Annotated in this window: 14 protein-coding genes and 1 pseudogene; 9 read left to right on the forward strand and 6 right to left on the reverse strand. The window is 69.5% G+C overall.

The window, feature by feature from the left end; all coding sequences use genetic code 11:
- Positions 1 to 37 precede the first annotated feature (37 nt).
- Positions 38 to 1,213, reverse strand: coding sequence for a citrate synthase family protein (locus tag OHA21_RS02840; protein ID WP_328469819.1), 1,176 nt, complete (start codon positions 1,211 to 1,213; stop codon positions 38 to 40).
- 67 nt (positions 1,214 to 1,280) lie between these two features.
- On the opposite strand from OHA21_RS02840, the gene OHA21_RS02845 reads away from it, so the two are divergent.
- On the forward strand, positions 1,281 to 2,390 hold the full coding sequence (locus tag OHA21_RS02845; RefSeq protein ID WP_328469821.1) for a citrate synthase 2: 1,110 nt from the start codon (positions 1,281 to 1,283) through the stop codon (positions 2,388 to 2,390).
- 1,050 nt (positions 2,391 to 3,440) lie between these two features.
- Here the strand turns inward: OHA21_RS02845 and OHA21_RS02850 are convergent.
- From OHA21_RS02850 to OHA21_RS02870, 5 genes and pseudogenes are all read right to left on the reverse strand, one after another.
- Positions 3,441 to 4,280 (reverse strand): alpha/beta fold hydrolase, encoded by an 840-nt coding sequence (locus OHA21_RS02850; protein ID WP_328469823.1) that lies wholly within the window; start codon positions 4,278 to 4,280, stop codon positions 3,441 to 3,443.
- A complete protein-coding gene (locus OHA21_RS02855) occupies positions 4,277 to 5,128 on the reverse strand; it encodes an SDR family NAD(P)-dependent oxidoreductase (protein WP_328469825.1) in 852 nt (283 codons plus the stop codon). Before OHA21_RS02855 ends, OHA21_RS02850 begins: the two co-directional genes overlap by 4 nt.
- Positions 5,129 to 5,658: 530 nt before the next feature.
- Positions 5,659 to 7,044 (reverse strand): annotated as a pseudogene (locus OHA21_RS02860) (flavin-containing monooxygenase); the annotation flags it as partial.
- The gene (locus OHA21_RS02865; RefSeq protein WP_328469827.1) at positions 7,034 to 7,339 is read right to left on the reverse strand and encodes a DUF4873 domain-containing protein; all 306 of its coding nucleotides are present in this window, start codon (positions 7,337 to 7,339) and stop codon (positions 7,034 to 7,036) included. The pseudogene OHA21_RS02860 and the gene OHA21_RS02865, both read right to left, overlap by 11 nt.
- Positions 7,336 to 8,028 carry a TetR/AcrR family transcriptional regulator gene (locus OHA21_RS02870; RefSeq protein WP_328469829.1) on the reverse strand — a complete coding sequence of 231 codons (693 nt, stop codon included), beginning with the start codon at positions 8,026 to 8,028 and terminating at the stop codon, positions 7,336 to 7,338. Before OHA21_RS02870 ends, OHA21_RS02865 begins: the two co-directional genes overlap by 4 nt.
- Before the next feature lie 55 nt (positions 8,029 to 8,083).
- Between OHA21_RS02870 and OHA21_RS02875 the strand changes: the two genes are divergently transcribed.
- The 8 genes from OHA21_RS02875 (at position 8,084) to OHA21_RS02910 (ending at position 18,437) form a co-directional block, all read left to right on the forward strand.
- Positions 8,084 to 8,989: an AurF N-oxygenase family protein gene (locus tag OHA21_RS02875; protein WP_328469831.1), complete on the forward strand. Its 906-nt coding sequence runs from the start codon at positions 8,084 to 8,086 to the stop codon at positions 8,987 to 8,989.
- Between the two features lie 531 nt (positions 8,990 to 9,520).
- A complete protein-coding gene (locus tag OHA21_RS02880) occupies positions 9,521 to 9,742 on the forward strand; it encodes a hypothetical protein (RefSeq protein WP_328469833.1) in 222 nt (73 codons plus the stop codon).
- 348 nt (positions 9,743 to 10,090) lie between these two features.
- Positions 10,091 to 11,206 carry a uroporphyrinogen-III synthase gene (locus OHA21_RS02885; protein WP_328478262.1) on the forward strand — a complete coding sequence of 372 codons (1,116 nt, stop codon included), beginning with the start codon at positions 10,091 to 10,093 and terminating at the stop codon, positions 11,204 to 11,206.
- Positions 11,207 to 11,489: 283 nt separating this feature from the next.
- Positions 11,490 to 12,146: a sirohydrochlorin chelatase gene (locus tag OHA21_RS02890; RefSeq protein WP_328469835.1), complete on the forward strand. Its 657-nt coding sequence runs from the start codon at positions 11,490 to 11,492 to the stop codon at positions 12,144 to 12,146.
- A 69-nt stretch (positions 12,147 to 12,215) separates the two neighbouring features.
- Positions 12,216 to 14,297, forward strand: coding sequence for a molybdopterin oxidoreductase family protein (locus OHA21_RS02895; RefSeq protein WP_328469836.1), 2,082 nt, complete (start codon positions 12,216 to 12,218; stop codon positions 14,295 to 14,297).
- On the forward strand, positions 14,294 to 16,768 hold the full coding sequence (nirB, locus tag OHA21_RS02900) for a nitrite reductase large subunit NirB (RefSeq protein WP_328469838.1): 2,475 nt from the start codon (positions 14,294 to 14,296) through the stop codon (positions 16,766 to 16,768). The genes OHA21_RS02895 and nirB overlap by 4 nt, the downstream gene beginning before the upstream one ends.
- Complete coding sequence (locus OHA21_RS02905) at positions 16,765 to 17,082, forward strand: Rieske (2Fe-2S) protein (RefSeq protein ID WP_328469840.1); 318 nt, start codon at positions 16,765 to 16,767, stop codon at positions 17,080 to 17,082. The genes nirB and OHA21_RS02905 overlap by 4 nt, the downstream gene beginning before the upstream one ends.
- Before the next feature lie 2 nt (positions 17,083 to 17,084).
- On the forward strand, positions 17,085 to 18,437 hold the full coding sequence (locus OHA21_RS02910) for a nitrate/nitrite transporter (protein WP_328469842.1): 1,353 nt from the start codon (positions 17,085 to 17,087) through the stop codon (positions 18,435 to 18,437).
- Positions 18,438 to 18,575: the final 138 nt, after the last annotated feature.

The raw sequence follows: 18,575 nt of genomic DNA on the forward strand, positions 1-18,575 counted from the left end.
TACGGTCGGCCGGTTCATCACCTTCCTGCGCGGGTGGTCAGGCCGGCGAGCGTCCCGCGTAGCGTCCGCTCGGGCGGAAGCGGCTCGGCCGGTCGGCGTACTCCTCCAACGCGTGCGCAAGCCAGCCCGCCGTGCGCGCCACCGCGAAGATCGCCTCGCCGGCGTCCGCTGGCATGCCGTAGTGCAGGGCGAGCGCCGCCAGCGCGAGGTCGATGTTGGGGGCGATGCCGGACCGCGCGCGCATCGCCTCGGCCAGCCGGGTTGCGGTCTTGCGCACCGGCCCGTCGTCGAGCAACGCGAACAGGGCGGTGGCGCGCGGGTCGCCGTCCGGGTACAGCGGATGACCAAAACCGGGCACCGGAACCCCGGAGCGCAGGCGGTCGGAGATGCCGGCAACCGGGTCCAGGCCGTTGACGGCTTCGGCCAAGAGGGGGTACGCGAGAGCGCTCGCCGCCCCGTGCAAAGGTCCGTCGAGAGCGGCGAGACCGGCGCTGACCACGGCGTACGGGTGGGCGCGAGTGGACGCCGCGATCCGGGCGGCCAGGGTGGACGCGGCGAGATCGTGGTCGGCGAGCAGGACCAGGGCGGCGTCGAGGGCGCGCAGGCCGGATTCGGTCAGCGGGGTGGCCGTCAATCGGTACCAGAAGGACTCGGCGAGTGATGAAGTGTTGACCGGGACGCCGGTTCGTGGCGGTAACGCGTACACCATGGTGACCAGCAGTTGGCGACCGGCGGCGACCACCGCTGCCGGGGCCGTGTCGAACCGCAGCGGGTCGGCGGCGGCCACCGCGGCGACCGTGACCCGGAGCCGGTCGGTGAGGCGCGCGCTCTCCGGCAGCGGGCGGGTCACCGCGCCGGCCAGCCGGATCAGCTCGTAGTTGAGCGGGAACGGGACCGGTTCGAGATCGCCGGTCCAGAGCAGGCTCGCGACCGCCTCGTAGCCGGACGTGCTGGCCAGCACCGTCGCGTCGCGCCCGCGGTAGAACAGGCCACCGTCCTTGATCAACGTGATGCCGGTCTGGATGTTCGGCGTGGTCGTGCGTTTGCGACTGGATACGAAGGCATCCACGTCGCCCTTTGTGAACAGGCTGCCTTTGCCGTCAGCGTTGCGGTGGCTGTTGAGCAGGCCGCGGCTGACGTACGCATACACAGTCGCCGGCTTGACGCCCAGCCGCTCAGCAACTTGCTCGGTTGTCAGCAGTTCCGGATCCATGTGCGCATGCTCTCATATTGACTGAATCAACATTGACACTGGGACGTGTTGATTTCACATTGATTTCATGTTGACTGTCAATCCAGGGCTTGCCGGTGTCGTCGCATTCGACACCGAGATCGCCGAACCCGACCGGGACGGCGGGTCGCTGCGGTACCGCGGCGTCGACATCCGCTCGCTCGCCGGCACGGTCTCCTTCGCCGACGTGTGGGGCCTGCTCGCCGACGGCGATTTCGAAGCCGCGCTGCCGGCCGCCGAGCCGCTGATCATCCCGGTGCAGTCCGGGGACATCCGCGTCGACGTGCAGGCCGCGGTGTCGATGCTGGCCCCGCGCTGGGGACTCGGGCAGCTGATCGACATCAGCCAGGAGCAGGCGCGCGACGACTTGGCGCGGACGTCCGCTGCGATCCTGTCGTACGTCGCTCAGGCCGCCCGCGGCAACAACGCCCCCGCCGTCCCGCAGAATCTGATCGATGCCGGTCGCACCGCCACCGAACAGTTCATGATCCGCTGGCAGGGCGAGCCGGACCCACGCCACGTCGCCGCCATCGACCGGTACTGGATCTGCGCCGCCGAACACGGCATGAACGCCTCCACCTTCACCGCCCGGGTGGTCGCCAGCACCGGCGCGGATGCTCCGGCTTGCTTGACCGCCGCGATCTCCGCCCTCTCCGGCCCGCTGCACGGCGGCGCCCCAGCCCGCGCACTCGGCATGGTCGAGGCCGTCGAACGCGGCGCCGACGCCCGCGCATACGTGCGGCGCATCCTGGACGGTGGCGGTCGGCTGATGGGTTTCGGTCACGCGATCTACCGGGCCGAAGACCCGCGAGCACGCATCCTGCGAGACGCCGCCCGCGATCTGGGCGCCCCGCGCTACGAGGTGGCCCGCGAACTGGAGCTGGCCGCCCTGGCCGAACTGCGCGAACGAAAGCCGGACCGGGTCCTGGAAACAAACGTCGAATTCTGGGCCGCAGTCGTGCTCGACTTCGCCGGCGTCCCCGCCGAAATGCTGACCGCAATGTTCACCTGCGCACGCACCGCAGGCTGGAGCGCCCACATCCTGGAACAGAAACGCCTCGGCAAAATCATCCGCCCGTCAGCGGACTACGTAGGCCCAGCCGAACGCGCAGCCACCGACGTTCCCGGCTGGCCCGCAGCCCTACAACGCAACGCCTGAGCCAACCGGCTGTTGCCACCGGCCATCGGCTACAGGCCACGGGCCACCGGCTACAGGGCACCGGCTACAGGGCACCGGCTACAGGGCACCGGCTACAGGGCACCGGCTACAGGGCACCGGCTACAGGGCACCGGCTACAGGGCACCGGCTACAGGGCACCGGCTACAGAGCACCGGCTACAGAGCACCGGCTACCGGCTACCGGCTACCGGCTACCGGCCACCGGCCACCGGCCACCGGAGATCTTGGCAGTCCAGCTCAAGTTGGTCGATCACCCAAGACTGAGCTCTCGCTGGATCTGGTGGGATGCGGGATCGAGCACTGATGGTCAGCCGCGCGGCTGCGTCCGAGCCGTGCCGCTGTCGCCCTGCAGACGAAACCAGGTCGACGGCCAGGTGGCGGACCACGATCAGCGGCCGGTCTCTGATTTCGAAGACCGAGAAGCGCGGTGCCGAGCGGCAGCGCAAGCCACCGGCACGTCGGTGTTCGGGGTGGTGGGGGTGAGGCCTTCGGGGCGGGGTGAGGCGGCCCGGGCGGCGACCCCCCTTGACCGCCGCCCGGGCCGGGCTTTGTGTGCGCCACAGGGCGCGCCCTCGATTGGCTCCCAGTGGGCCCTCCAGGTGGGCTCCCGAACCTGGCGGTCCCAGGAGGGCCTTGCTGCTGACCGTGGGTCGGCGCTGCACACCCTGGGACCGCACGGCTCAACCCGGGACATGAGACCGTGCTGCTCAATATGGACCCGTGCTGCTCAACGTGTATCTCCTGCTCAACCTGGGACCCGCGGCTTGGGGCCGACCTGCGGCTTGGGGCCGACCTGCGGCTTGAGGCTGGCCTGCGGCTTGAGGCTGGCCTGCGGCTTGATGCTGGCCTGCGGCTTGATGCTGGCCTGCGGCTTGAGGCTGGCCTGCGGCTGAGGCCGACCTGCGGCTTGAGGCTGACCTGCGGCTCATGGCCACCTGCGGTTCGAGGCAGGACCGCGGATCGCGGCACCGCTGGGAGGTTCCGCCCAAGCTGGGCACTGTCGCGGGCTGGGCGCCGTGGCGTGTGAAGGCTAGGCAGCGACCTCCGCAAGGATTGGCTTGACCAGGCTGGCGAACTCCGTCGGGCGTTCGATCTGGGGCATGTGGCCGGTCCGGGGAAACAGATGAGACCGGGCATGTGGGAAAGCTGCCTGCGCCGCCGCCATGTGGGTGCACGGGAGGATCATGTCGCGATCGCCCCAGATGATCATTGTGGGTTTGACGTGGGGGGACACGCGATCGAGGAGGTCGGTGCGCCAGGCTGCGGCTACGCCTCGGAAACCGCCCAGCGCGCGGGCGATCTCCAGGTAGACCGGGGCGAAGTCCGGCTGGCGGGCGATCTTGATGGCCATCTCGATCCGCTCGCGGGTGACCATGGCGCGGTCGGCGAAGAGGTTGCGTTCCACGCGCGGGGCGGTCCACCGGTCGATGCGGCGCAGCATCTGCCGGCCCAGGCCGGGGACGGCCAGCATGCGCAGGGCGATGGTGACCTCCTTGCCGAAGCCTGCACTGTTGACGAGCGTCAACGTTGACACCCGCTCAGGTGTACTGGACAGCATCTCCATGGACACCGCGCCGCCCAGCGAGTTGCCCATCAAGTGCACAGGGCGGGTCTCGCCGAGCGTGTCGAGGCTCGCCCACACGCCCTCGGCCAGCACCGGCAGTGTGGTCGGCGACGGCATCCGCTGCGACAGGCCGAAGCCGGGCATGTCCAAGCTGATCACCCGGTACTCGGCGCCGAGCAGTTCGTGCTGCGGCCACCAGTCCTCCAGGCTGCGGCCGATGCCGTGCAGCAGGATGACGGGCGGTGCGGCCGGGTCGCCGGTCTCATGGAAGCGGATACGGGTGCCCCGAACGTCCACGTAATTCATCGCTCGACCGCCGCCGAGCCGGTGCCGTGGGCGGTGGCGCTGGGGGTGCGGCTGCCACGGGCGACCGTGAGCGCGCGCACGATGCGTGCGTGACCGACCGGCATCAGCCGGGCCAGCAGGTCCGGCGCCTTGGCGCTGGCCGCGATCAGCAGCCGTGCCTTTCGCTTCGCGACGGCCCGCAGAATCTGCTCCGCGGCCTTGTCCGGGGGATAGCTGAGCAGCGCGGCGAAGAGCTTACGATTCGGTTCGATCTCTTCTTCCGGTACGCGTGAGCCCACCAGAGCCGACTCCGCGATCCGCGTCCGGATGCCCCCGGGGTGAACCGTGGTCACCCCGACGCCGTTCTCGAGAAGCTCACTGCGCAGCGATTCACTCAACCCGCGCAGAGCGAACTTGCTGGCGCTGTACGCACTCTGTCCTGGTGGCGCGATCAACCCGAACAGGCTGGACACGTTGACGAGATGACTGCCCGGCGATGCAGTCAATGCGGGAATCAACATGTGCGTCATCAACATGGGTGCGCGGAAGTTGACGTTCATGACGTGCTCGAACTGCTCAATGTTGACTTGATCGAAGCGTCCACCCAGCGCGATCCCGGCGTTGTTGATCAACAGACCGATCGCCGGATGCTCGGCCATGATCCGATCGGCCAGGCCCTCGACGACCGGCCGCTCGGACAGGTCGGCGACGATGTCCTGCACAGGGAGGCCGGGATGGGCTGAGCGGATCCGGTCGGCCACCGGCTTCAACCGGTCCGCGTCGACGTCGATCAGGACCAGGTCGCTGCCGCGATGGGCCAAACCGTAGGCGAGCTGCTCGCCGATCCCACTTGCCGCGCCGGTGAGCACAGCGGTCTGCCCGGCGAACCGGTATTCGGGCAGTCTCATCGGATCACCTCTTCTTTGCGGTCGCGGCCAAGGTCGGGGCCATGAGCGGCGCCGAGGCCGGGGGTGACGGCATGATCAGCGGCGCTGGAGGCGGGTTCAGAGCCAACGCCAACGCCGACGCCGGGTCGGGGGCTGGTGTCACGGCCGGGAGCGGAAGCGGAGCCAGTGGCATAGCCAGGAGCGGAACCTGTGCCAGGTTCGGGACCGGAAGCGGATTCAGGGCCGAGGGCTGGACCGGCAGCGGGAGCGGCGCCAGGAGCAGCAGCGGGAGCGGCGCTAGGGCTGGCAACGAAAGCAGCGCCAGGAGCAGCAGCGGGAGCGGCGCTAGGGCTGGCAACGGAAGCAGCGACAGGAGCAGCAGCGCGAGCGGTGCTAGGGCCGGCAGCGGGAGCGGCATTAAGGCCCGCAGCGGGGCCGGCGCCAAGAGCGGAGTCACCGGCAGCACGCCGGATGAACGCCATGTCGCGGGTGACATCGGCTCGTGGGGTCGTCAGCACATCGCGCATGTAGTTCTGGCGGACCAGCCATGGGTCGCGATCGCCTTGGACCGGGAACTTGTCGAGGGCACGCTGCACGTACCCGGAAGAGAGATCAAGCAAAGGCCGGCCGATGCCGGCCGGCGCCGTCGGGGTCGCGCTTGCGTAGCCGTGCCGTTCCATGTGGTCGAGCAGTTTCAGCAGGTAGCGGTGCGACAGATCGGCCCGCAGCGTCCAGGAGGCGTTGACGTAGCCGATGCAGTAGGCGAAGTTCGGCACCCCGGCGAGCATCAACCCCCGGTAGGTGGCCCGCCCGCCGACCTCGATCGGCTCGCCGTCCACGGCCAGGTCGATTCCGCCGAGCGGCAGCAGGGTCAGCCCGGTCGCGGAGACCACGACGTCCGCGTCGAGCACCGTGCCCGATTTGAGGCGGATGCCCTCGGGCACGAACGTCTCGATGTGGTCGGTCACCACCGACGCCCGGCCGGACGTGATCGAGGTGTACAGATCACCGGACGGGATCACGCAGAGTCGCTGATCCCAGGGGTCGTAGGACGGTTTGAAGTGCTCATCCACGTACCCCGGATTCTGCAGGTAGCGCAACGCAATGCCGCGCAGGGCGCGGCGGACCAGCCGCGGCCGATGCCTGGCCAGCTGATAGAAGGTCTGCGTGAGCAGGATGTTCTTGGCGCGGGCGACCCGGTTGGCCGCCTTCGGCGGCAGCAGCTTGCGGGCCAGGTCGGCGATCACGTCCCGGTCGGGGAGAGGCGTGACGTACGTGGGGGAGCGCTGAAGCATCGTCACATGTGCCGCGTCGGCGGCCATCGCCGGAACCAGCGTCACCGCGGTCGCGCCACTGCCGATCACCACGACCCGTTTGCCGCGATAGTCCAGATCCGCCGGCCAGAACTGCGGATGCACGACCCGCCCCTGGAACTCGTCCAGACCCGGAAAGTCCGGCTGATAGCCCTCGTCGTAGCGGTAGTAGCCGGCGCATCCGTAGAGGAACCTGCAGGTGTAGACGTCGCCGCCGGCGGTGCGCACGGTCCAGCGGGCGTCCGGGGAGGACCAGTCCGCGCGTACCACCCGGGTGCCGAACCGGATGTGCCGGTCGATGCCGGCCTCCTCGGCGGTCTCCTCGATGTACCGGCGGATCTTGTCGCCACCGGCCAGGGCCTCCGGCTCGCGCCACGGCCGGAACGGGTAGCTCAGAGTGAACATGTCCGAATCGGATCGCACGCCGGGATAGCGGAACAGGTCCCAGGTGCCGCCGATCGCGTCGCGGGCCTCGAGGATCACGTACGTGTCGCGGGGGCGCTGTTTCTGCAACCGCCAGGCGGCGCCGATCCCGGACAGACCGGCGCCGATGATCAGCACGTCGAAGTCGCGGTCAGCCGGCATCGCGGACCTCCCGGAACCACGGGGGTGTGCCGGTGCCGGTGATCCGGACGCCACCCCAGGGGTCCGGATCACCGAGCTTCACCGGCGTCTCGCGCTCGTCGATGACGAGCGCGGCCTTGCGCAGGCCGTTGCCGACGCGTTCGCGCAACATCTCATCGGGTCCGGTGCGGCCGGCCCAGCGGAACCGGCCCTCGATCGGCTCGAAGCGGGCCGACATCCGGACCTCGACCGAGACCGTCCCGTCGTCCAGCCGTAACTGTGCCGGCCCCCGGTACTCCTCCTCTTCGGTGCTCACGCCCTGTCCGCCCACCCTTCGTGTGCCGCCAGTCCTCCGGGAATGTCGGCGGCGCGGCGCATGCCGGCGATACCGCTCCAGAGGAACGTCGTCAGGTATTCGCCGAGCGCGTCCCGGCTGATCGGCTGCTGTTGCCGCAGCCACCAGTCACCGACCGCCTGTACGTAGCCGACCACCCCGTACGCCCAGGGCAGCGCGGCCCCGGAGTCCAGCCCGCGGGCCCGCAGCCGATCGCCGAAGATCCGCGCCAGGCCGCTGGCCACGGTGTCCATCACGTCGGCGACCACGTCGCGGTGCCGCGCGATGTCCGGCTGGTGCACGACGAACCGGTAGAGGTTGCGGTCGCCCTCGATGTGCGCGAGGTAGACGTCGATCGCCGCGGCGATGATCGCCCGCTCCTCGCGGACCGCGGCGACGGCCGGGACCATCGCCTCGATCACCATGTTTCCGGCCTGCTGGCCGACGGCGAGCCACAGCTCGGACTTGTCGGCGAAGTAGCGGTAGAGCACCGGCTTGCTGACCCCGGCGTGGGCGGCGATCGCCTCCATGCCGATGTCCGGCCCGTGCATCCGGATCGCCTCGATCGCCGCAGTGGTCAGCTCCGCCCGGCGTTGTTCACGGTGACCGTCCCAGCGGCCGCGGCGGCCGTCCGATCGATCGGGATTGACGGGGGGAGTGACCGAGTTCATAGTACTAGAAGTAACTGTTACCGCCGGTAACGTCAAGGCTTCGGAGGCTGGAAAAATGACCACAGTGACTCCGTCCGATCGCGACCGCACCGCCACCCGGCTGCTCCGCTCGTCCGCCGAGCACTCGTACGATCCGGAGGTCGAGATCGACTGGGAGGCGCCGTTCGCCGAGGGCAAGTACTTCGTGCCCCCGCACCGGTCCAGCCTCTACGGCACCGCGCTGTGGGACCGGATGACCCCCGAGCAGCGCATCGAGCTCACGAAACACGAGGTGGCGAGCATCGCCGGGCTCGGCGTCTGGTTCGAGACCATCCTCATGCAGCTGCTCGTCCGGGAGTACTTCAAGCAGGACCCGACCGCCCCGCACGCGCAGTACGCGCTGACCGAAATCGGCGACGAGTGCCGCCACTCGGTGATGTTCGGCCGGATGATCGCGCGCCTCGGTACTCCGGTGTACCAGCCCGGCGGATTCAACCAGTGGCTCGGCAAGTGGATCGCGCACACCGGCGTCGGCCCACGGATGTACGCGGCCATCCTGATCGCCGAGGAGATCCTGGACACCCTGCAGCGCGAGGCGATGGCCGACGAGGACGTGCAGCCGCTGGTCCGCATGGTCTCCCGCATCCACGTCGTCGAGGAGGCGCGCCACGTCCGCTATGCCCGGGAGGAACTCGCCCGGCAGATCCGGGTGGCCGGCAAAGGGCGGCTCGCCTTCGACAAGCTGGTGATCGGGCGGGCGGCGTACCTCACCGGGACCCGGCTGGTCGACCCGCGCGTCTACTCCGCGGTCGGCATCGACCCGGAGGAGGGGCGGCGGGCGGCGCGGGCCAACCCGTACCACCGGGAGACCATGCGGTGGGCCGGCGAGCGGGTGGTCACGTTCCTCAAGGACCTGGACCTGATCGGCGGGCCGGGCACCGCGTTGTGGCGCGCCTCCGGCCTGCTGCCGCGGCCCGCCTGACCCCTGACGCCGGCCGGGCCGGTGGTCCCGCCCAGCCCGGCCGGTCCCGCCCGCATCCCCACAGTTCAAATCCCGCAGCGGTACGGACAACGCGCGCAGCCGCTTGCCTCCCCGCTGTCACCGCGGCTGATCTTCGCGCCGGTCGTCCTCTGCGACGCTGTCCCGGCTGGCGCTGAGGGCTGTTTGCGAGCGCGGGAAACAGCCGTGAGCGCCAGCCGTGGTGATCCAGCTGGCGCTGAGGGTTGTTCGCGGGCGTGGGTAACAACCGTGGGAGCCAGCCGTGGTGATCCAGCTGGCGGTGAGGGTTGTTTGCGGGCGCGGGAAACAGCCGTGAGTGCCAGCTGTGGAGATCGGGTGACGGAGATCGCTGGGGTGCGAGGTGGTTTCGGCGGAGTTGCCGGTGGTTGGCCGCTGGGTGGGTGACCCGTGGTGCCCGACGGACAGGTGTGATCCGCCCGGTCGGCCGGTGGGCCCGGGGTGTCGCGCGTGGGAACCTGTCGCGACGTTCGGCGGGTATGGGGAGAGAAATCGATGGACGACGCTCTGGTGGCCTACAACGCGGGCCGGGTGGACGGGGCTGCTGGGCTCCGGGATCCGCAGATCGCTGAGGACCCTGAGGTCGGCGCCGATTACCGGGTCGGGTTGCTGGACGGGCGGATCGCCGCTTTCCACCACATTGCCGAGATCCGGCGGATCCTGGGGGTGGAGGGCTCGCTCTACGAACGACCCGACGACGTAAACGGCCCGGCGTAAACGGCCCGGCGTAAACGGCCCGGCGTAAACGGCCCGGCGAGGGAGCGGCCCGAGGCGGGCGGCCCGGCGGCAGCGGATCGGGGTGGGTGGCCCGGCGGCAGCGGACCCGGCGGCAGCGGATCGGGGTGGGCGGCCCGGCGGGATGTCGGGCTGTGACCAGGGCCACTGTGTGACCGGGGCATGATCAACAATTCACATCGGCGGGCGGTGGGCAAGTGACCGGCCGTTATTCTGGCGGAAACATGGCATTGCCGGTCCCGAAATCAGGTCTTAGGACTCTAGCGTCGGGGCTTGTTGCACACGGCACGTGAGCAGGCCTCGGTGACGGCGGCACAGGATGGGGACCGGATGACCGAGGGATCGCTGGCCGAGGGCGCGCTGGCCGGGTTCACCGTGGCGGTGACCGCGGAGCGGCGGCGGAACGAGATGGCGGCGCTGCTCGAGCGCCGCGGCGCGCGCGTGGTCAGCGCACCGGCCATCACGATCATTCCGCTGATCGACGACGAGGCGCTGCACGCGGCGACCGCGGCCTGCATCGGCCTGGAACCGCATCTGGTCGTGGCGACCACCGGCTTCGGCTTCCGCGGGTGGCTGGAGGCGGCCGAGGGCTGGGGGATGGGCGAGACGCTCCGGACCTCGTTGCGCGGCGCCCGCATCCTGGCCCGCGGCCCGAAGCCGTGCGGCGCCATCCGGGCGGCCGGCCTCACCGAGGAGTGGGCCGCCAAGACCGAGGCGAACGAGGAGATCCTGCAGCGGCTGCTGAGCGAGGGCGTCGCCGGGCGGCGGATCGTGGTGCAGGAGCACGGCGAGCCGCAGGTCGAGTTCGTGAACGCGTTGCGTGCGGCCGGTGCGGCGGTCGTTGAGGTGCCGGTATACCGCTGGGCGATGCCGCCGGACACTGCGCCGGTGAAAAGGCTGGCGGAGCAGGTGGCCGGTGGGCAGATCGACGCGGTCACGTTCACCAGCGCGCCGGCCGTGAAGGCGTTCCTGCAGATCGCCGAGGAGGCCGGCGCGGATGTGAACACCGCGTTCAGCTGCCGGACCCTGGCCGCCTGCGTCGGCCCGGTGACCGCCGCCCCGCTGATCGACCGGCGTATCCCGGTGGTCATGCCGGAGCGGTACCGGCTCGGCGCGCTGATCAAGACCGTCACCGACGAGCTGCCCAAGCGGGCGGTGAAGCTCCAGGTGGCAGGTTCCACCCTCGAGGTACGCGGACACGCCGTGCTGATCGACGGGACGATTCACACGCTCGCGCCGGCCGCCATGGCGATTCTGACCGCGCTGGCCCGCCGGCCGGGCGCGGTGGTGTCGAAGGATCTGCTGGCCGAGGCGCTGCCGCGGGGCAACGACGGGCACGCGGTGGACGTAGCGGTGGCTCGGCTGCGGGCGGCGCTCGGCTCCGGCAAGCACATCGAGACGGTCATCAAGCGCGGCTACCGGCTGCGGATAGACGACGCGGCATAGCGCCGATCCGGCACGGCGCCGATCGGCACAACGCCGGCCGTGAGCATTCCGAAACGGCACGGAAACAAATGGTGGCTCCGGTATCGAGGAGACCCGGAACACAGCGGCGACGAAACACGGCGGACTCAATTCGGAGTCGGCCGGAAACACGGCGACTGCAGAATACGGCGTACCGCCTGAGCGGATTACTCCGCCCGGAGAAATGCCGGCAGTGATGCCGAGTGGTGCCTGATGTCTTGCCGGGCCGCTCGTTACCGGAGATACCGCACCCGAGGAGAACATCGTGACCGAGACATTGATAGCTGTCGCGCACGGCACCCGTTCGCCGGTCGGCCGCCGGCAGATCCAGGAGCTGGCCGCCGCGGTGCAGCGGCGCCGGCCCGGCCTCGACGTCCGGCTCTGCTACGTCGACGTGCAGGAGCCGAAGGTCGCCGACATCGTGCCGACGGCCGGCCACGCGGTGGTCGTACCGTTGCTGCTCTCCTGCGGCTATCACGTGCGGGTCGACATCGCCGAGGCCGTGACCGGCAGGAACTTCCCGGTGACCGGCCCGCTCGGCCCGGACCCGGTGCTGCTGGAGAGCATGCGCCGCAACCTGCCGGACGCCGACGCGGTGGTGCTCGCGGCGGCCGGCTCCTCCGATCCGCTCTGGCGCGCCGACGTCGACAACGTCGCGGCCGAGCTCGGCGCCGCCGCGGTCGGCTACACCTCCGGCAGCGGGCCGCGGGTGGCCGACGTGGTCGCAGGGCTGCGCGCGGACGGTGCGAAAAAGGTGGCCGTCGCTGCGTATCTGCTGGCCGAAGGACTTTTCTACCGTACGTTGCACGCGTCCGGCGCCGATTCGGTGACCCCGCCGCTGTGCCACGATCCGGCCATCGCCGATCTGGTTCTGCGTCGTTTCGATGCCGCCCGGCTCACAATGGCCGCCGGCGCGTTGTAGGGATTTCCTGACAACAGCGTCACCAGAGGTTGTCGAAAGGGTTAACGGGCCGCCGGAAAGCTACAACCCGTGACGGCGACCCAGACGCATTGCCCCTACTGCGCTTTGCAGTGCGGGATGACGCTGACGCCCGGAATCCCCCGGGTGCGGCTTGAGCCGGCCGAGTTCCCGGTCAACCGGGGCGGCCTGTGCGCCAAGGGCTTCACCGCGGCGGACCTGCTGGACCACCCGGACCGGCTGCTGACGCCGCTGGTCCGCAAGGAGCCCGGCAACCGGGAGAGCCCGCTGCGGGAGGCCTCCTGGGAAGAGGCGTACGAGCGAATCGTCGGAGCGATCCGGGACAGCCAGGAACAGTACGGCCGGGACAGCGTCGGCGTCTTCGGCGGCGGCGGTCTGACGAACGAGAAGGCGTACGCGCTCGGCAAGTTCGTCCGGGTGGCGCTGCGCTCGTCGGCGATCGACTACAACGGCCGGTTCTGCATGTCGAGCGCGGCCACCGCGGCCAACCGGGCGCTCGGCATCGACCGGGGCCTGCCGTTCCCGCTCGCCGACGTCGCCGAGGCCCGGACCGTGCTGCTGGTCGGCGCGAACCCGGCCGACGCGATGCCGCCGTCCATGCAGTACCTGGACGCCGGCCGGGCCAACGGCGCCAAGCACATCGTGGTCGACCCGCGGCGCACCAACACCGCCAACGGCGCCCACCTGCACCTGCAGCCGCTGCCCGGCACGGATCTGGCTCTCGCGAACGGGATGCTGCACATCGCGATCCGTGCGGGATACGTTGATCAAGAATTCGTAGAAAAGAGAACGGAAGGCTTCGAAAGCCTCAACAAAGCGAACTCCTACTGGCCGGAGCGCGTCGAGCGGATCACCGGCATTCCCGAGGCCCAGCTGCGCGAGACGGTCCGGCTGCTCGCCGAGAACCGCCCGAGCATGATCCTCACCGCACGCGGCGCCGAGCAGCACAGCAACGGCACCGACACCGCGCAGGCCTGGCTCAACCTGGCGCTCGCGCTCGGCCTGGTCGGCGAGCGCTACTCGGGGTACGGCACGATCACCGGCCAGGGCAACGGGCAGGGCGGCCGCGAGCACGGCCAGAAGGCCGACCAGCTGCCCGGATACCGCAAGCTCGACGACCCGGCCGCCCGTGAGCACGTCGCGAAGGTGTGGGGGATCGACCCCGCCGAACTACCGCAGCCGGGGCTCTCGGCGTACGAAATGATCGATCGTCTCGGCACCGAAGGTGGCGTTCGGGTTCTCTGGGTCCTGGCCAGCAACATCGTCGTCTCGGCGCCGGACAGCAACCGGGTCCGCGATCGCCTCGGCAGCACCGATTTCCTGGTCGTCTCGGACATCTTCCGCTCGGAGACCGCGGAGCTCGCCGACGTCGTCCTCCCCACCGCCCAATGGGCGGAGGAGGAGGGCACGATGACCAACCTCGAGGGCCGGGTCATCCGCCGCAAGATGGCTCTTCCGCCGCCGCCTCTGGTGAAGACCGACCTGCAGGTTCTTACCGAGCTGGCAGCGCATCTCGGCCGGGGCGAGTTCTTCACCGACGAGCCGCAGGCCGTCTTCGAGGAGCTGCGCCGGGCCAGCGCCGGTGGGATCGCCGACTACGCCGGCATCACCTACGAGCGCATCGAGGCCGAGCAGGGCGTCTTCTGGCCGTGCCCGTCGCTCGATCATCCGGGCACGCCTCGGCTGTTCGCCGACAGCTTCCCGACGGCCTCCGGCCGCGCCAGGTTCATCCGGGTCGATCACCGCGACGCGGCCGAGCTTCCCGATCTTTCTTTCCCGTACGTGCTGACGACCGGCCGCAACATGCAGCAGTACCAGAGCGGCAACCAGACCCGGCGGGTGAAGGCGCTCAACGTGGCGTTGCCCGAACCCCGTGCCGAGATCCATCCCGACCTGGCCCGCCGCCACGGCATCGCCGACGGCGACCTGGTCGAACTCCGTAGCCGCCGGGGCGTCGCGACGTTGCGCGCCCGGCTCAGTGACGGCATCCGCCCGGACACGGTCTTCGCGCCGTTCCACTGGCCCGGAGCCAATGCGTTGACCAACCCGGCCTTGGACCCCCACTCCAAGATGCCCGCTTTCAAGGTGTGCGCGGTGGCGATCACGCGCGTGCCGGAAGGGACTTTCGGATGACCCAGCGTTCTTCAACTCAAAGGCTGATTGTGATCGGCAACGGCATGGCCGGCGCCCGTACGGTCGAGGAGATCCTCGCCCGCAACGGCGACTTCCAGATCACGATGTTCGGTGACGAGCCGTACGGCAACTACAACCGGATCATGCTCTCCAACCTGCTCGCCGGGGTGGAGGACGAGGCCGGGATCTTCCTGAACGACCTGAGCTGGTACGCGGACAACAACATCACGCTGCACGCCGGCGTCCGGATCTCGAAGATCGACCGGTCGAAGAAGTTCGTGATCGCCGAGGACGGGACCAAGACCCCGTACGACAAGCTGATCATCGCGACCGGGTCCAGCTCGTGGACACCGCCGATCAAGAACATCCACAACCCGAAGCGCGGCTTCCACCAGGGCGTCTTCGCCTTCCGGACGCTCGACGACACCCGCGGCATGATCCGCTATGCCCGGGACCACGAGCGGGCGGTCGTGATCGGCGGCGGCCTGCTCGGCTTGGAGGCGGCACGCGGCCTGCAGAACCACCTCAGCCACGTGACCCTGCTGCACGCCATGGGCCACCTGATGGAACGGCAGCTCGACGAGCGGGCCGGCAAGATGCTGCAGGCCAGCGTCGAGGGCAAGCTCGGCATCGAGGTGGTCACCAACGCGATGACCACCGAGATCCTCGGCAAGGACCGGGTCACCGGGGTCAAGCTGGCCGACGGCCGGGAGATCCCGTGCGACGTCGTGGTGATCGCCGCCGGCATCCGGCCGAACACCCAGATGGTGGCGGACAGCGGCCTGGCGGTCGAGCGCGGCATCGTGGTCGACGACCAGATGCGGGTGCAGGGCCAGGACGACATCTACTCGGTCGGTGAGTGCGCCCAGCACCGCGGCAACCTGTACGGCCTGGTCGCGCCGCTGTGGGACCAGGCGAAGGTGCTCGCCGACCACATCACCGGGCGGGACGTCGAAGCTGCCTACACCGGCTCGAAGCTCTCCACGAAGCTCAAGGTCGCCGGCATCGACGTCGCCTCGATGGGTCTCATCGAACCCGAGACCGACGACGAGGTGATCATCTACAACGAGCCGAAGAAGGGCGTCTACAAGCAGCTGATCATCCGCGACGGGGTGCTGGCCGGCGCGATCCTGGTCGGCGACAACCGCAAGGCCGCCAACCTGATCCAGGCCTTCGACCGGGCCCAGGCCCTGCCGGAGGAGCGGGCCGAGATGCTCTTCGACATCGGCGGCCCGGCCGGTGAGGTCGCGCCCGCGGACATGCCCGACGACGCCCAGGTCTGCAACTGCAACGGCGTCAGCAAGGGCGCGATCTGCGGAGTGGTCAACGCCGGCTGCAAGACGGTCAGCGGCGTGATGGACAAGACCCGCGCCGGCAAGGGCTGCGGCACGTGCAAGCCCCTGGTCCAGCGGATCGTCGAGTGGGCGGCCGGCGGCGAGGCCGAGGAGGACCCGGCGGCGTCCTGGTACGTCCCCGGCGTACCGATGCCCAAGCCCGAGCTGATGGCCGCCATCCGCAAGTACGAGCTGAAGAGCGTCTCCGCGGTCTTCGAGAAGCTGGTGCCGGGCGGCGAGCACGACGCCAAGAGCAAGATGGGCCTGGCCTCGCTGCTCAAGATGATGTGGGCCGATCAGTACGAGGACGAGCGCGACGCCCGCTTCATCAACGACCGGGTGCACGGCAACATCCAGAAGGACGGCACCTTCTCGGTGGTCCCGCAGATGAAGGGCGGCGTCACCACCCCGGCCGAGCTCAAGCGCATCGCCGAGGTCGCCGAGAAGTACAAGGTGCCGATGGTCAAGCTCACCGGCGGCCAGCGCATCGACCTGCTCGGCATTCCCAAGGAACAGCTTCCGGCGATGTGGGCAGATCTGGACATGCCTTCGGGGTACGCCTACGCGAAGAGCTTCCGCACGGTGAAGACCTGCGTCGGCTCGGACTTCTGCCGGTTCGGAGTCGGCGACTCCACCGCCCTGGGCATCGCGATCGAGGAGCGGTTCCAAGGCCTCGAAGGCCCCGGAAAGATGAAGCTCGCCGTCACCGGGTGCCCGCGCAACTGCGCCGAGGCGTACGTCAAGGACCTCGGTGTCGTCGCGATCGACGGTGGCAAGTGGGAGATCTACGTCGGCGGTGCCGCCGGCGCCCACATCCGCAAGGGTGACCTGCTCGCCACGGTCGGCTCCGCCGAAGAGGTCATCCAGCTGACCGGCCGGTTCCTCCAGTACTACCGGGAGAACGCGAACTGGCTGGAGCGGACGTACGCGTTCGTCCCGCGGGTCGGCATCGAGCGGATCCGGGAGATCGTCGTCGAGGACTCCGACGGCATCGCCCTTGAGTTGGATGCCGCGGTCGAAGAGGCCGTGCAGTCCTACAAGGACCCCTGGAAGGAGCGGGCCGTCCCGGCCACGCCCGGCCAGTTCCGTACCTCCCTTCCCCTGACCGTTCTCCCCCAGGTTCCGGTGCGCGCATGACTATCGCTCCTGTCGAGAAGACCGTTCTCGGCCCCCTCGAAGAGATCCCGTTCGGCGAAGGACGCACCTACGCCGTCGGCGACGAAATGATCGCAGTCTTCCGCCTCCGCGACGGCTCCCTTCGCGCGGTGTCCGCGGTCTGCCCGCACAAGGGCGGCCCGCTCGCGGACGGCCAGATTGACAACAAGGTTGTCGTCTGCCCCTTGCACCTGTACGCATGGGACCTCGCCACCGGGTGCTCCCAGTCCGGCCAGCCCCCGATCGACGTCTACCCGGTCCGGGTCGACGGCGATCAGATCATCCTGGGAGACTGATAGTGACTGCGACTCTTCCCCCGACCGTTACCGAGGCCCGGCCGGCAGCCGCGAGCCTGAAGGGCCACTGGATCGACGACTGGCGGCCCGAGGACCGGGAGTTCTGGGACAACGGCGGCGCGGCGATCGCCAAGCGCAACCTGATCGTCTCGATCTTCTCCGAGCACATCGGTTTCTCGGTGTGGACGCTCTGGTCCGTGCTGGTCCTCTTCCTCGGCCCCGAGTACGGCATCGACCCGGCCCAGAAGTTCCTGCTCACCGCGGTTCCGGCGCTGGTCGGCGCGGCGCTGCGGATCCCGTACACGTTCGCGGTCGCCACCTTCGGCGGCCGGAACTGGACGATCATCAGCGCCTCGCTGCTGCTCGTCCCGTCGATCGCGGCGGCCTTCCTGATCCAGCCGGGCGTCTCGTACTCCACCCTGCTGATCCTCGGCGCGCTCGCCGGTGTCGGCGGCGGCAACTTCGCCTCCTCGATGGCGAACATCAACGCCTTCTACCCGGACCGGCTCAAGGGCTGGGCGCTCGGTATCAACGCCGGCGGTGGCAACCTCGGTGTGGCCGTCGCGCAGCTGATCGGCCTCTTCGTCCTGGCCGTCTTCGGCGCCGGGAACCCGGGCATCGTGGCCGGCATCTACATTCCGTTCATCGTGATCGCGGTGGTCCTCTCGGCGCTCAAGATGGACAACCTGTCCCAGGCCCGCAACGAGAAGCGGGGCATGCGTGACGCCGCCAAGGAGTCGCACACCTGGATCATGTCGCTGCTCTACATCGGCACCTTCGGCTCGTTCATCGGTTTCGGGTTCGCCTTCGGCCAGGTGCTGCAGGTGCAGTTCGCGGACACGTTCAACACCCCGATCAAGGCCGCCTACCTGACCTTCCTCGGCCCGCTGCTGGGCTCGCTGATCCGCCCGTTCGGCGGTGCCCTGGCCGACCGGCTCGGCGGCGCGAAGGTCACCTTCGTCAACTTCATCGCGATGGCGGTCGGCGCCTCGATCGTCCTGGTCGCGGCCCAGCAACGGTCGCTGCCGCTCTACCTCGTCGGGTTCATCTCGCTCTTCGTCCTGAGCGGTCTGGGCAACGGCTCGTCGTACAAGATGATCCCGGCCATCTTCAAGCAGAAGTACGCCGGCGACGAGCATCAGGCCCGCCGCATCTCCGGAGCCGTCATCGGCATCGCCGGCGCGATCGGCGCGGTCGGCGGCGTCCTGGTCAACCTGGCGTTCCGGCAGTCGTTCCTGACCTACAAGGACGCCGACGCGGCGTACATCGGGTTCATCGCGTTCTACGCGCTCTGTGTGCTGGTCACCTGGGCGGTCTATCTGCGGCCGGCAGCGCGTACGAAGATCGCGGTCTGATTCTGGTCCCTTCCGGCCCGGGTGCGCGCAGCGCGCCCGGGCCGTCCCCGTGCCGTTTCCCGGCGGTCGCGCTGGGGCCCCGGCTTTCGCTGAGGCTCGCGCGGCTCGGCGGTACTCCTTCGAGAACCCGTACCTCTG

This window comes from Actinoplanes sp. NBC_00393, assembly GCF_036053395.1.
Classification (GTDB): domain Bacteria; phylum Actinomycetota; class Actinomycetes; order Mycobacteriales; family Micromonosporaceae; genus Actinoplanes.

Coding starts and splice junctions, on each gene's coding strand:
- OHA21_RS02840 (WP_328469819.1), bottom strand. CDS start 1,213: ATGGATCCGGAACTGCTGACAACCGAGCAAGTTGCTGAGCGGCTGGGC.
- OHA21_RS02845 (WP_328469821.1), top strand. CDS start 1,281: ATGTTGACTGTCAATCCAGGGCTTGCCGGTGTCGTCGCATTCGACACC.
- OHA21_RS02850 (WP_328469823.1), bottom strand. CDS start 4,280: ATGAATTACGTGGACGTTCGGGGCACCCGTATCCGCTTCCATGAGACC.
- OHA21_RS02870 (WP_328469829.1), bottom strand. CDS start 8,028: ATGAACTCGGTCACTCCCCCCGTCAATCCCGATCGATCGGACGGCCGC.
- OHA21_RS02875 (WP_328469831.1), top strand. CDS start 8,084: ATGACCACAGTGACTCCGTCCGATCGCGACCGCACCGCCACCCGGCTG.
- OHA21_RS02880 (WP_328469833.1), top strand. CDS start 9,521: ATGGACGACGCTCTGGTGGCCTACAACGCGGGCCGGGTGGACGGGGCT.
- OHA21_RS02885 (WP_328478262.1), top strand. CDS start 10,091: ATGACCGAGGGATCGCTGGCCGAGGGCGCGCTGGCCGGGTTCACCGTG.
- nirB (WP_328469838.1), top strand. CDS start 14,294: ATGACCCAGCGTTCTTCAACTCAAAGGCTGATTGTGATCGGCAACGGC.
- OHA21_RS02905 (WP_328469840.1), top strand. CDS start 16,765: ATGACTATCGCTCCTGTCGAGAAGACCGTTCTCGGCCCCCTCGAAGAG.